Origin of the sequence: Catellatospora coxensis, from assembly GCF_016862635.1 — a bacterium.
Taxonomy (GTDB): domain Bacteria; phylum Actinomycetota; class Actinomycetes; order Mycobacteriales; family Micromonosporaceae; genus Catellatospora; species Catellatospora coxensis.
In genome coordinates, this window is record NZ_BONI01000141.1 from 1 (window position 1) to 13,073 (window position 13,073).

General features: G+C 72.4%; 13 protein-coding genes. 6 read left to right on the plus strand and 7 right to left on the minus strand.

What is annotated here, in order from left to right:
- The 3 genes from Cco03nite_RS40900 to Cco03nite_RS40910 all read left to right on the plus strand — a co-directional run.
- Positions 1 to 184 (plus strand): hypothetical protein (locus Cco03nite_RS40900; RefSeq protein ID WP_203699434.1); only part of this gene is annotated, 184 nt, incomplete at its 5' end.
- 52 nt (positions 185 to 236) lie between these two features.
- Entirely contained in the window at positions 237 to 1,346 is a 1,110-nt protein-coding gene (locus Cco03nite_RS40905; RefSeq protein ID WP_203699435.1) for a DUF3103 family protein, read from the plus strand.
- A gap of 137 nt (positions 1,347 to 1,483) precedes the next feature.
- Positions 1,484 to 2,320, plus strand: coding sequence for a universal stress protein (locus Cco03nite_RS40910; RefSeq protein ID WP_203699436.1), 837 nt, complete (start codon positions 1,484 to 1,486; stop codon positions 2,318 to 2,320).
- Between the two features lie 9 nt (positions 2,321 to 2,329).
- Here Cco03nite_RS40910 and Cco03nite_RS40915 read toward each other — a convergent pair whose 3' ends face one another.
- Entirely contained in the window at positions 2,330 to 5,188 is a 2,859-nt protein-coding gene (locus Cco03nite_RS40915; RefSeq protein WP_203699437.1) for a poly(A) polymerase, read from the minus strand.
- A 145-nt stretch (positions 5,189 to 5,333) separates the two neighbouring features.
- On the opposite strand from Cco03nite_RS40915, the gene fdhA reads away from it, so the two are divergent.
- Complete coding sequence (fdhA, locus tag Cco03nite_RS40920) at positions 5,334 to 6,536, plus strand: formaldehyde dehydrogenase, glutathione-independent (protein WP_203699438.1); 1,203 nt, start codon at positions 5,334 to 5,336, stop codon at positions 6,534 to 6,536.
- A gap of 1 nt (position 6,537) precedes the next feature.
- Here fdhA and Cco03nite_RS40925 read toward each other — a convergent pair whose 3' ends face one another.
- Both Cco03nite_RS40925 and Cco03nite_RS40930 read right to left on the minus strand, forming a co-directional pair.
- Entirely contained in the window at positions 6,538 to 7,479 is a 942-nt protein-coding gene (locus Cco03nite_RS40925; protein WP_203699439.1) for an ornithine cyclodeaminase family protein, read from the minus strand.
- Complete coding sequence (locus Cco03nite_RS40930; protein WP_203699440.1) at positions 7,476 to 8,306, minus strand: IclR family transcriptional regulator; 831 nt, start codon at positions 8,304 to 8,306, stop codon at positions 7,476 to 7,478. The genes Cco03nite_RS40925 and Cco03nite_RS40930 overlap by 4 nt, the downstream gene beginning before the upstream one ends.
- An 80-nt stretch (positions 8,307 to 8,386) precedes the next feature.
- Between Cco03nite_RS40930 and Cco03nite_RS40935 the strand changes: the two genes are divergently transcribed.
- Positions 8,387 to 9,694: an amidohydrolase family protein gene (locus Cco03nite_RS40935; RefSeq protein ID WP_203699441.1), complete on the plus strand. Its 1,308-nt coding sequence runs from the start codon at positions 8,387 to 8,389 to the stop codon at positions 9,692 to 9,694.
- Positions 9,691 to 10,755: a dipeptidase gene (locus tag Cco03nite_RS40940; protein WP_203699442.1), complete on the plus strand. Its 1,065-nt coding sequence runs from the start codon at positions 9,691 to 9,693 to the stop codon at positions 10,753 to 10,755. The genes Cco03nite_RS40935 and Cco03nite_RS40940 overlap by 4 nt, the downstream gene beginning before the upstream one ends.
- A gap of 52 nt (positions 10,756 to 10,807) precedes the next feature.
- On the opposite strand, the gene Cco03nite_RS40945 is transcribed toward Cco03nite_RS40940, so the two are convergent.
- The 4 genes from Cco03nite_RS40945 to Cco03nite_RS40960 form a co-directional block, all read right to left on the minus strand.
- Positions 10,808 to 11,269, minus strand: coding sequence for a DUF4279 domain-containing protein (locus tag Cco03nite_RS40945; protein ID WP_203699443.1), 462 nt, complete (start codon positions 11,267 to 11,269; stop codon positions 10,808 to 10,810).
- A 134-nt stretch (positions 11,270 to 11,403) separates the two neighbouring features.
- On the minus strand, positions 11,404 to 11,820 hold the full coding sequence (locus tag Cco03nite_RS40950; protein WP_203699444.1) for a hypothetical protein: 417 nt from the start codon (positions 11,818 to 11,820) through the stop codon (positions 11,404 to 11,406).
- Positions 11,821 to 11,954: 134 nt separating this feature from the next.
- Entirely contained in the window at positions 11,955 to 12,380 is a 426-nt protein-coding gene (locus Cco03nite_RS40955; protein ID WP_239168071.1) for a hypothetical protein, read from the minus strand.
- A 115-nt stretch (positions 12,381 to 12,495) separates the two neighbouring features.
- On the minus strand, positions 12,496 to 12,936 hold the full coding sequence (locus tag Cco03nite_RS40960) for a hypothetical protein (RefSeq protein WP_203699446.1): 441 nt from the start codon (positions 12,934 to 12,936) through the stop codon (positions 12,496 to 12,498).
- Positions 12,937 to 13,073: the final 137 nt, after the last annotated feature.

Here is a 13,073-nt window from a genome sequence, read left to right on the forward strand (position 1 = left end):
CCCGCCGCACCGCCTGGTGCGGCGGGCGCCGTCGCCGACACGCCCGGCCGCCGACGCCACGCCGCTGATCTCTGTCCTTTCCGCGCCGTTCCCGCAGGCCACGGGCGCGCGAACACCGGCCGAACTCTGCCGGCACGCCTTGCCATCGTGTATCCGACGCTCCACTATGTACCGCATCCATTGAATGACATGAGATCCTTCGCCACGAGCGACGGATCGGATGCGAAGGAGACGTCATGCGCTCATCGCGCCTGCGCCATCTCGTCCTACCTGCCTGCTTGGCGATGGCCGCCGTGCTCGCCGCAGCACCCGCCGCCGCCCAGGTCCCCCAGCGGACCGCTCCCCCGAGTGCCGCGCCGGCCGGGGTCGCGACGGCCCTGGACACCGTTGCCCGGCAGGTCGCCGCCTCGCTGAGCGACCCCGCCGCGCGCCGCACGCTGGTCGCCGCGCTGAAGTCCGGCCCCCTCGACCTCTCCACGCTGCGGGCCGGCGCCACCCTCGCGGGCCGGGTACGCACCGCCGACCACGCCGTGCGCGCCGCCAAGGGCCTGCCCGAGTCCACCGGATCGCTCGTCCGGGCCCGGCTGGCCGACGACACCATGGCCGCCGCCCTCGCCGCGGGCGCGATCCCGCTGGTCGCCGCCGCCCCCGGCGACGACGAAGCTGCAGCGGTCGTCTCCTACGAGCCCGACGGCAGCCGCGTGCTGCTCGACCCCGCACGCGTCCCCGCCCGCCCGGTGATCGTCGTCGAGGTCGACGTCGCCAAGGCACTGCCCGCCGGCCTGGACGTGGTACGACAGGTGCTCGCCCAGCGGGGCGTCACCGCCGCGGCCGCGCCCACCGCACGGGCGAGCGGCGGCTACTGGGCCACCAAGCTCAACGCGGTCCGGCTGTCCAACGACCAGGAGCCATGGATCAAGGGTTCGGCCGAGATCTACAGCATCGTCGGCGGCTTCGGCCTCGACGGCACGCCCAAGGTCGACATCGTGCAGCAGCCGTACCTGGACAACGACGGCACCACCTACTACCCGAACCAGTTGCTGGTCCACTTCAACGCCTACAAGTACAACCTCGCCGACGTGGTCATGATGGAGGACGACGGCGACACCAACTACCAGCAGCTCGCCCAGGCGATCGCCGCGGTGCTGCTGACGATCGCCGACGCCGGGGCGTACATCCCGCTGGTCGACGCGATCCTGTCGGCCATCCCGTCCTCCTGGTGGACCGACGATCCCGACTACGTCGACTCCTGGTACACCCTGTCCACCGCGAGCAGCGGCCGGCTCAACGGCGCGGCCGCCAACGGGTGGATCGAGGTCAGCCCGTACTGGGTGGCCGAGCTCTGAGCACCGTTCGGCGCGGGCCCGCCGAGGTGGCGGACCCGCGCCGCACGCGGCGGCAATGAGCTGCGAGGACGCATAGGATGGAGATGGCGCAGCCGCTGCGGATCGGCCACAGGTTCCGAAACCGCCGGAGGTGACCCATGAACACCGCCCCGATCGTCGTCGGCGTCGACGGCTCCCCCTCAGCAGACCTGGCTCTCGGCTGGGCGGCCGACGAGGCCCGCCTGCGCCACGTTCCGCTCAAACTCGTGTACGTCGTCGACTCCCCCGGGCCGCGCGGCGCGTACGGCTACCTCACCGACGAGGTGACCTGCTTCGGCGAGGACCTGCTGGCCCGCGCCAAGGAGCTGATCGCCGACCGGCAGGTGCCGGCCACGGCCGCGATCGTGTGCGACGACGCCGCGCACGGCCTGATCCGGGAGGCCGCCGGCGCGACGATGCTGGTGGTGGGCAGCCGCGGGCACGGCGGCTTCCACGACCTGCTCCTGGGCTCGACGAGCCTGCAGACGGCGATGCATGCCCCGTGCCCGGTCGCCGTGGTGCGTCCGCGCGGCGACGGCGCACCGGGACAGGTCGTGCTCGGCACCGACGGCTCGCCCCGCTCGGCCGCCGCGGCACGGGTCGCGTTCGAGCAGGCGCGGCTGCGGCGCACCGGGGTGACCGTCGTGCACGCCTGGCGCGGTTCGCTGTCCGAGGCCACCGCCGGGCTGACCGAACTGGACGCGTGCGAGGTCAAGGCGTGGATGGTGCTCAACGACGCGCTCGCGCCGTGGCTGTCGCGCTACCCGGACGTGCCGGTGCGGAAGGTGCTGCGCAAGGATTCGGCGGCCCGGGCGCTGGTCGACGAGTCGGCCGGGGCCGAGCTGGTCGTCGTCGGCCGGCGGGGCCGCGGCGGGTTCGCCAGCCTGGTCCTGGGCTCGGCCGGGCATGCGCTGCTGCACCACGCGGCCTGCCCGGTGGTGGTCGTGTCCGGTTGACCTGCCGGGTCAGCGCAGGCTCGGCACCGCGCCGCTGTCGACCAGGGTGACGTGCACCCCGGGCAGGTCGGCGGCCCAGCGCTCGACGGCGGCGGTCAGCTCGGGTTCGGCCCCGGCCCGGCCGAGGCCGACGGCGTAGCGCGTCACCGGTCCGGTCTCGTACGGGCGCGGCCAGGCGTGTGCCTGCGGGGCTCCGGCCTCGCCGAGCGCGGTCAGCAGCGCACGCATCCGCCCGCGGACCCGGCCGAGCGTCTCGTCGGCGTCACCGTGCACCGCGATCACGGCCCAGCAGGCGTGGCGGCGGTGCAGCGGCGGCGGCCCGGCGAGCCGCGGCCACGGGTCGCGGCCGGAGTCCGACGCCTCCTCCAGGGCCTCCCATGCCTGGTACAGCTCCTGGGCGAGCAGGTCCAGCCCGCCGGGTGCGAGCTGGTCGGCGCAGCTGCGCACGGGCGCGGTCGGGGTCAGCACGGCACCCCGGGGGTGTACGCCGTCGGCGTCGCCGGTCAGCGTCACCGGCTGCCGCCAGTCCCATACCGCCCAGTCCTCGAAGAAGCGGTGCAGCAGCGTCGCGGCGGCGGCGTCGGCGGGCGCGCCGAGCACGGTCCGGGCGGCGAGCACGGACCAGGCCAGGCCGGGCAGCCCGCCGAACGGTGCCGAGTCGAGGCCCTTCGCCCGCGCCCAGCCTTTGACCTGGCGGGCGAGCCGCACGAACGCGTCGTGGCGGGCGCCGACCGCGGCGCGTACCGCATCGGCGTCGCTGACCGCGCTCAGCGCGACGGCGGCCTCCTCCCCCAACTCGGCGCGCCGGGCGACCGCCTCTGCCGGCGCGAGGCCGCCCGTGCCGACGGCCACCAGATCGACGTCGAGGTCCCGGACCGCCAGCCCCAGCCGGGGCACCCGCGCCCCGGGCACCGGACGAAGGGCGATCGCGTCGGGCAGGGCGCGGAACACCCGTGCCGCCACCACGGCCGGATCGATCTGCCCCGGCAACGCCAGCACCAGGTCCAGATCGGCTCCCGGCAGCGCACAGCCCATCCGCCGCGAACCGGTGACGTGTACGACGCCCTCGCCGAACTCCTCGGCCAGGCGCTCGACGACCACCGCAGCCCGGTCTGCCGCACCGGCCGGCGAGGTCGGGTCGAGATCGGCTACCGGCGAGACGGCTGCGGCGTCAGCCGGGGTCGGGTCGGTTCCGGTGACCGCGATGTCCGGGTCGGGCAGCCAGCGCAGTTCGCCGGTGCCGAGGGTCAGCACGGCTCGCGGGAGCATCGGCTCATCGCCACGCCGCGACAGCAGCACCAGCTCGCCGACCTGGGTCCGGGACTCGCCGAGCCGGGCGGCGCAGTGGGCGGCGACGCGCTGCGGGTCGCGGCTGCGGCCCAGGGTCAGGTGCGGGGTGAAGCCCTCGGCCCGGCCCCGGCACCGAGGGAAGCGCTGCCGCAAGGCCTGCCAAAGCCGGGTCCAGGGGGCGTCGCCGTCGGCGGCGGGGTCGAGCCAGACCGTCGCGTCGTCGCGGTGGCCGAACGTGTGCACCCCGTGCAGCCGTACGGCGAACGGCGCGACCTCGGCGGCCGCGGCGGCCAGCAGTGGCGCGGCCTGCTCGAAGTCGGACTCGGGGACGAACCCGAACAGCACGTTCACGTGCGGCGGCCAGCGGTGGATCTGCGGGTCGTGGGCCTGTCGCAGCTCCTGGATCGCGGGCCGCAGCCGCTCGGGCGGCAGCCACGCCAGCGCGGTCCGGGCGGTCGGCGCGACGTCGAGCACGTCGCTCTGGCCCGCACCGGCGAGGTTCAGGTCCACCGTGACGCCGTAGTGGTCCGACGGGAACAGCCCGTCGGGTTCCGGCCGGTCGCCGACCAGCGCCGCGCCGGTGACCGAGGCGCGGCCGCGCAGCAGGACCCGGTCCAGCCGCCGGGGCACGCCGGACAGCGATGACATCGCGGCGAGGGGGTTGGCGACCGGGTCGAAGGTCGGGGTCCGGTCGGCGGTGCCGTACGCCAGTGTCCACGCGTCGTCCATGCCGAGCATCGCGGTGGGCGCGGCCCCGTCGTCGTTGAAGTCGCCGAGCAGGACCAGGTCGGCGGCGATGTCGGCGAGGCCTTCGGCGAGCCGGGTCAGCTCGTCCTGCCGCCGCCGGGCGCCGTCGGCGGAGTGGTCGCTGCTCAGGTGCGTCGCCGCGATCGCGAGCGGTCCGGCGGCGGTGTCGACGACGATCGCGACGGCGGCCTTGTGCGGGGCGAGGCGGTGGCTGCCGGCCTCGCGTACGGGCAGGCGGCTCAGCAGCACCAGCCCGCCCGGGGCGGCGGCGTCGGGGGCGGCGTTGAGGGTGTAGGCGGCGCGGACCCAGGGCGCGTCGCGCAGCAGCGCGAGCAGTGCGGGTTCGACCTCCTGCAGGGCGATGACGTCGGCGTCGGCGGCCTGGAGCGCGGCGAGCAGCAGAGGCCGGCGGCGGGCGGTGTCGATGCGGTCGGCGTCGTAGCGGTCCCACAGGGTGTTCCACGTGAGCAGCCGCAGCCTGCCGGGTGCGGCGGTTTCGGGGGCGGAGTCGGCACGCCAGCCCTGGCCGGGCCGCCAGGTGTGCGGGGTGCTCGGAGTGAAGAACGGTGCGGGCAGCAGGCCCCGGTGGCGGACCAGGCCGGCGCCGGAGGTGTCGACGCGGTCGACGCCGGTGGCGCGGTCCCAGACGAGTTCGCCGTCGGCCTCGATGAACAGCACCCGGTGCCAGGGGATGTCGCCGCCGGGTTTGAACGCGGGCAGCGGCACGCGTTTGGGCGCGGCGTCGCGCTGGCGTACGCCGAAGACGAAGCGCTCGGGGTCGAATCGCGGATCCCAGCGCACCCGATGGTAGATCTGCTCGCTGGTACGCATGCCCCCCGCCTGTCCGATGATCGACCCCAGTATCGCGGCCCGGCCCGCCGCCGCCCACCGGATTTCCCCTCCGCGAACGCGTTACCGGGGCGTTGAACTGGGAAAATGGAGGTGAAGTGCCGATACCTGACTGGGGGTGACCACGATGTCGGGCAACAAGACCGTCGTCTATCAGGGCCCCGGGCACGTCAGCGTCGAAGACCTCGACTACCCGAAGCTGGAACTGGCAGAACAACACCGCAAGATCAACCACGGCGTGATCCTCAAGGTCGTCGCCACCAACATCTGCGGCAGCGACCAGCACATGGTCCGCGGCCGCACCACCGCCCCGGAGGGGCAGACGCTCGGGCACGAGATCACCGGTGAGGTGGTCGAAGTCGGCCCGGATGTCGAGTTCATCAAGGTCGGCGACCTGTGCTCGGTGCCGTTCAACATCGCCTGCGGCCGGTGCCGCATGTGCATGGAGGGCCACACGGGCGTATGCCTCAACGTCAACCCGGCGCGGGCCGGCGCGGCGTACGGCTACGTGGACATGGGCGGCTGGCTCGGCGGACAGGCGCAGTTCGTGCTGGTGCCGTACGCCGACTGGAACCTGCTCAAGTTCCCGGACAAGGACCGGGCCATGGACAAGATCCTCGACCTGGCCATGCTGAGCGACATCTTCCCGACCGGCTACCACGGCTGCTACACCGCGGGCGTGACCACCGGTTCCACGGTCTACATCGCCGGGGCCGGGCCGGTGGGGCTGGCGGCGGCCACGTCGGCGCTGCTGCTGGGCGCGGCGGTCGTCATCGTCGGCGACCTCAACGAGCAGCGGCTCGCGCAGGCCCGCAGCTTCGGCTGCGAGACCGTCGACCTGACCTCGGACGCGCCCCTGGCCGACATGATCGAGCAGATCACCGGGGAGCCGGAGGTCGACGCCGCCGTCGACGCGGTCGGCTTCGAGGCGCGCGGGCACGGCGCGGACGCCGGCGAGGAGCCCGCCACGGTCCTCAACGACATCATGTCGATCGCCCGGCCGGCGGCCCGGCTGGGTGTGCCGGGGCTGTACGTGACCGGTGACCCCGGCGGCAAGGACGAGGAGGCGAAGGTAGGCAGCCTGCGGGTGCGGATCGGGCTGGGCTGGGCGAAGTCGCACAGCTTCACCACCGGCCAGTGTCCGGTCAAGCAGTACAACCGGCAGCTGATGATGGCGATCCTGCACGACCGCACGCACATCGCCAAGAACGTGCACGCCACGGTGCTGCCGCTCGACGACGCCCCGAAGGGCTACACCGACTTCGACCACGGCGCGGCGAGCAAGTACGTGCTCGACCCGAACCGCGAGCTGGTCGGCGCGGGCGTCTGAGCTACATGGCCACGGCCGTGCCGATGCCGTGGGCGCGGGCCCAGTCGTGCACGACCGCGGCGGCGGCCACGTCGAGGGCGCCGTGGCCGGTCGATTTGAACACCGTCAGCCCACCCCGGCCGCCGCGGCCGGGGTGGGCGCCGTCGAGCACCGCGCCGAGCAGCGTGACCCGGGCGGGGTCGATACCCTGCAGCTCGTACGCCCCGGCGGGCGGCGGCGCGGTGACCGCTCCCGGCCACTCGGCGAACAGGGCTCCGTCGGCGAGCACGGCCGGGTCGAGTTCGTGGCCGTGCGAGCCGCCGACGGAGCTGACGTGCGCGTCGGGGCGCAGCCAGGCCCGGGGGAAGACCGGTTCGGTCGCGCCGGTGCAGCAGAACACCACGTCGGCGTCGCGTACGGCGTCCTCGATGCTCGCCGTCTCGGCCTTGGGGTGCCGGGCGGCCAGCTCCGCCGCGCGGGTCCCGTCCCGGCCGCCCACGACGACGGGCATGCTCGCGTCGAGGGCCGCGAGCATGGCCAGCTGCGCGGCGGCCTGCACGCCGGTGCCGATGACGGCGACCCGGGACGGCTGCGGGCGCAGGGCGCGCATGCTCTGGGTCGCGGACGCGGCGGTGCGTACGGCGGTGAGCGGTTCGGCGTCGAGCAGCGCCTGGACCCGGCCGTCGTGCTCGTCGAACAGGGCGACCAGGCCGCGGTGCGAGCTGCGCCCGACCTGGCCGGGGGTGGCGAAGACGGACACCAGCTTGGCGGCCAGGCCGATGCCGGGCACGTAGGCGGGCATCGCCCCGAGCAGCCCGCCCGGGGCCTGCGCGGCGATGCGCGGCGGCGCGGAGACCTCGCCCCGGCTCAGCGCGACGAGCGCGACCGCGACGGCGTCGAGCACCCGCAGCGGATCGAGCCCGGCCCTGGTCTGCTGCTTGTCGAGCACGAGCACGTCGTTCATCGGCGGGTTCCTTCTGCGGAGGGGCGGTCGGGGCGGCTCGCATCGGCCCGCTTCGGGCGGGGTTCCCGCGGATCGCCGCCGGGCGCGGTGACCGCAGGCGCGGTCAGGGTGGCAGCCAGCGTGGTGGTGGCCTCGGCGAGGGCGTGGGCGAGTTCGGGCAGGCGCGGTTCGGCGAACTCGGCGTCGGGCCCGACGAGGGTGACCGCGCACAGGGGCGCGCCGCCCGGCGCGGTCACGGCGCGGCTCATCGAGCCGATGACCTTGTCGTTGCGGCCGTGTTCGAGGGCGAAGCCGGTGTCGCGGACCCGGGCAAGGTCGGCGAGCAGCCCGTCGAGCGGGTGACCGGCGGCCTGCGCGACGGTGAGGTAGGGCCCGCGGGCCCGCTCGTCGAGCTGCGCGACCAGGGCCAGCGGCCCGGCGAACCGGTGCACGGGCAGGGCCTCGTCGCGCAGATCGCTGATCATCTCCAGCCGGGACGGTCGCACCACGTCGACGACGCGGGACCGGTCGGCTTCGAGGACCTGCAGGTTGACCATCATCGCGGTGCGCTCGGCGAGCGCCTCCAGGACCGGGCGGCACAGCGCGGCCAGCGACCGGCTCGCCGCAGCCCGCGAGACCTGCAGGGCCACCGAGCCGGGCAGGTAGTGCTCGCCGGCGCGCTGCACCCAGCCGCGGGCGACCAGGTCGAGCAGCACCCGGTAGGCGGTGGCCCGGTGCAGGCCGACGGCCTGGGCCAGCTCGCCGAGCCGGAGCGGGCGGTCGGCGCGGGCGACGGCCTCGATGAGGTCGAGCGCCTTGTCGACCGCCGAGCTGGCGGATCTCGGCACGGGTCGCCTCCTGGGGTACAGTGCCACTGACGTTTCAGGTAACGATACAGACGTTACATCTGCTGTAACAAGGAGCACCGATGGCCCACGTGGACGAGCCCGCGCCGACCCCGTACGCCCCACCCGAACCGGGCACGGTCACCGCGTACCGCAACGCGACGCTCATCGACGGCACCGGCGCCCCGGCCCGGCCCGGGATCACGATCGTGGTCGACGGCGACGTCATCATCGAGGTCATCCCGGACGCCGACGCCACCGTGCCCGACGGCGTGGCCGTGGTCGACGTCGGCGGCGCGTACGTCATCCCCGGCCTCATCGACTCCCACCAGCACCTGGCCACCCCGCCGAACCGGCCCGTCGCCGAGGCGGCGCTGCGCCGGCAGGTGTACGGCGGCGTCACCGCGATCCGCGACATGGCCGACGACCTGCGCCAGATCGCCGACCTGACCCGCGCCACCCGCATCGGCGAGATCCCCGGCCCCGACATCCACTACGCGTCCCTGATGGCCGGCCCCAGCTTCTTCGACGACCCGCGCACCTGGCAGGTCTCCCAGGGCGGCACCCCCGGCCACGTCCCCTGGATGCAGGCCGTCGACGACGACACCGACCTGCCCCTCGCGGTCGCCATGGCCCGCGGCACCCACGCCACCGCCATCAAGGTGTACGCCGAACTGCCCGGCACGACCGTCGCCGCCATCACCGCCGAGGCCAAACGCCAGGGCATCGCCGTATGGGCCCACGCCGCGGTGTTCCCCGCCACGCCCGCCCAGGTCGTCGCGTCCGGCGTCGACGCCGTCTCCCACGTCACGCTGCTCGCTCAGGAGACCGCCGACGAGCCGCTGACCTCATACAAGACCAAGGCCCCGATCGACGTCGAGCGCCTGGTCAACGAAGGGGACCCACGCCTGGACGCCCTCTACGCCCTGATGCGACAGCGCGGCACGGTCCTCGACGCGACCGGCAGCATGTGGACCTGGCTGGCCGAGCAGGCCGACGACGCCGACGGCAAGGCCCGCGCCCTGGCCAACGACGTGCTGTCGGCGAAACTCACCGGCGACGCGTACCGCGCGGGTGTGCTCGTCTCGGCCGGCACCGACTACGAGACCGACCCGGACCACCCGTTCCCGTCGCTGCACGCCGAGCTGCTCTTCCTCGCCGAACGCTGCGGCATCCCCACCGACGACGTCATCCGCTGCGCGACCCTGGTCGGCGCGATGAGCATGGGCGCCCAGGACGTCATGGGCACCGTCGAGGCCGGCAAACTCGCCAACTTCGTCGTGCTGGCCCGCGACCCGCTCGCCGACCTGGCCAACCTCGACAGCATCGAGTACACCGTCAAGCGCGGCCGCCGCTTCGACCGCGGCGACTTCCGGAAGGACGAGCAGTGAGCACCCAACACCTGATCATCAACGCGCTGGGCATCCTCGACAACCCCAACGCCGAGCACTCGCTGTCCGCCGCCCACAAACTCGTCCAGGACAGCGACGACCTCACCATCGACGCCCGCACCATCGCCGACGCGCACGCCTCCGGCCTGACCGCCGTCAACATCACCCTCGGCTACACCATGGGCGACGCCGAGCCGTACGCCCACACCCTGCGCGAGATCGACGTCTGGGACCGCTTCGTCGCCGACCACCCCGCTGACCTCGTCAAGGTGCTCACCGCCGACGACGTCCGCGCCGCCCACCGCGACCGCAGGATCGGCATCATCTACGGCTTCCAGAACGCCGTCGCCGTCGGCGACGACCCCACCCGCATCGCCCAGTTCCACCACCTGGGCGTACGCGTCATCCAGCTCACCTACAACCAGGCCAACCACATCGGTGACGGCTCCATGGCCCCCGAGAACCGGGGCCTCACCCCGTTCGGGCACGAGGTCGTCGAAGCACTCTGCGACAGCCGCATCATGGTCGACCTGTCCCACAGCGGCGAGAACACCTGCCTGGAAGCCACCCGCATCGCGAAACTGCCCGTGTCCATCAACCACACCGGCTGCCGCGCCCTGGTCGACCTGCCCCGCAACAAGACCGACCAGGAGCTTCGCCTGGTCGCCGACCGCGGCGGCTTCGTCGGCATCTACTTCATGCCGTTCGTCAACGCCACCGGCCACGCCCGCGCCGAAGACGTCGTCGACCACATCGCCCACGCGGTCGACGTGTGCGGCGAGGACTTCGTCGGCATCGGCACCGACGGCACCGTCACCTCCATCGACGACCTCGACGGCTACCGCGCGCAGCTCGCCGAACACGTCGCGCACCGGCAGGCCGCGGGCGTCGGCGCGGCCGGCGAGCGCGCCGACACGTTCCCGTTCGTCGAGGACCTGCGCGGCGTGGACCAGTTCCACAAGCTGATCCGGCTGCTGGAGCAGCGCGGCTTCAGCTCCACCCGGATCGAGAAGATCATGGGCCGCAACTTCCTCGACTACGCCGACCGCGTCTGGGCCTGACCCGCTCCACGCCAACGGGGGCCGCCTCCGCGGCGGTCCCCTGCCCACGCCATCAGCCGCCGTACTCGTCGACGTCCAGCTCGGCGTGAGTGCGCCGCAAGAAGTCGAGCACCCGCGCGTCGAGATGCCAGCCGAAGAGGTTGCGCAGCGGCGGCGACTCCTGAACGACCGGGGCGGCCGCGTCCTCCTCGTCGTCCCAGAAGTACCGCACGACCTGCAGGACGCTGAAGATGGGGCGTTCGCCGGCTTCGTCAGGCTCGGCGACAAGCTCACCGATACGGTCGGCGTAGGCCAGCAGCCGACCCACGACCTGATCCATCTGCTCGTCCACGGTCAGGTTCGGCTCCCGGCAGACGACCATCCAGATGTGGCACACCGGCCGCACGAACGGATCGGTCCGGCGACTGCCGCGCACCACCACCTCGTCAGGCTCGACACCCAGCCTCGCGGTGATCTCGGCAGCGGAGACCTCCTCGGACTTCAACGCGAAGTACACGTACTGGCGCAGACGCATGGCCGGACCTTACGCGTACCAGCGACCTGCGCTCTCAGGGTTTCCGGCCCGCGCCGAGTAGGCCGCGCCGGTCATTTAACGGATCGGTGGGTATCTTCCGGGAATCGCCGCAGTACAGTTCACGCAGGCGGTAATCAGTGAACTGCGGGCGGCTCGTCGGCCGGTGCGGATTCATGCGCTGGGTAGAAGTCACCCGGGCCCACCATGGCGACAAGCACCTCGTCTCCGCACTTCTGGCGCAATTCGATCCAGTCAAGGCCACTTTCCGGATCTATCTTCGGCACAACCCACACGGTGTGGCCACTGATAGTAGTGATCTCGTAGCGCGGTGGGACGGTTCGAGTCGATCGATCGTCCAGCGGCAAGCCTTGCGCGACAAGTCTGCGCCTGAGTAGGGCGCGTCCGAGGCCGGCCCCATAAAGGATCGCAGCGCCGACCAGAGCTGCGGCCACGTACACCTCATGCACGATCAGGTAGGCGATCACGGGGCCGGAGCAGCCGACAATTCCGAGAGGCCAGGCCCAGAACGGGGTCTTGTCGATCGAGTGCATCCCAGTGTTATACCGAACAACCCTGCTGTGCCAAGCAGCAGATTCCCGCCCCGCTCCCCTCAGCGACCGACCCGCACTCCGCAGGGATCGCCGAGTCCGAACGGCTATGCCGGCAGCCATGCGTTGGCAGACGTTCAGTCGCCGAAGTATGCCCGAGACGCGATCGACACGCCCTCGACAACTCGGCGTTCATCGTCCTCGGTCGCGTTGGGGTCCAGGTCGAGCGCCCACAGCGACGAGTTGGAATAGATGGCGAAGCCGGTTTTGAAGACGAATCCGATGTCGTACGGCGTGCCGAGGTGACCCATCGCCGCGAGGTCGGCAACGACATCGTCCATGAACCGATACGTCAGCTGCACACCCTCGAAGAAGATCTCGTCGCCCCCGTGGTGGCCGCTGTAACCAGCCTCCACCACCTCGACGGCATCGTCCCGGTCGTAGGTGACGACCAGCATGGGATTCGACGCGTAGACCGCGGTCAAGTACTGGCCGGTGGATACCGGAGAGCCAAGCCGCGCCTCCACCTCCGCTCGGCGATCACCGATCTTCACCGCGTCCACGCCGACTCCTGGGATGATCTCCACAGGCAGCAGTCTCGGCCAAGCCGTGCCTATTGGCCAGCCCTGCCGGCAGATGGTGGTGCGAAAGGATCAGGCTCGGCGACCGGCTTCGCCGTCAGGTGTCGTATTCGCCGCTGTCCCATGGTTCGCCAAAGGCCATGTAGTCGCCTGGCTCCATAGCCACCCACCAGGTGTCGTCCTCGTTCTCGGGCTCCTCGGGAATGAGGCCGAACTCCACCCCGAAGCGCTCGACGCAGAAGGGCGCCACCTCGATTCGTTCGAAGCTGACCTCGCCCAGGCCGGCCAGCCGAGCCTCGTAGACCCTGCGCCGGGCAAGCTCGTCCATGGCGTCCCGGCTGCCGAACTCGTCGACGTGCGCTTCCAGCAGCGCACCGGCCGCGTCGAAGAGGTACAGCGCTACGAACTCATTGCCCTCAGGCCCTGGCACGAACGGCGTCGTGAGCAGAAACTGCCGGCCGTCCGAGGTCCTACCGACGTGCTCGGCGTGGTGGTCGTCGCGGTCTATCGCGATGATCTTCGGCGCGCCGGGATGCATCCGCACACCGTAGTGGCTTCGAGAGTGAGTTCTGGCCCGGCCATGCCGGTCGAGCGGCAGGTGCCGTTACTGTCAGTGACGGCCCTGCTGGAGTGCGCTGCCGAAACCTTCCTGACCTGCCGAGACCGGACGGAAAA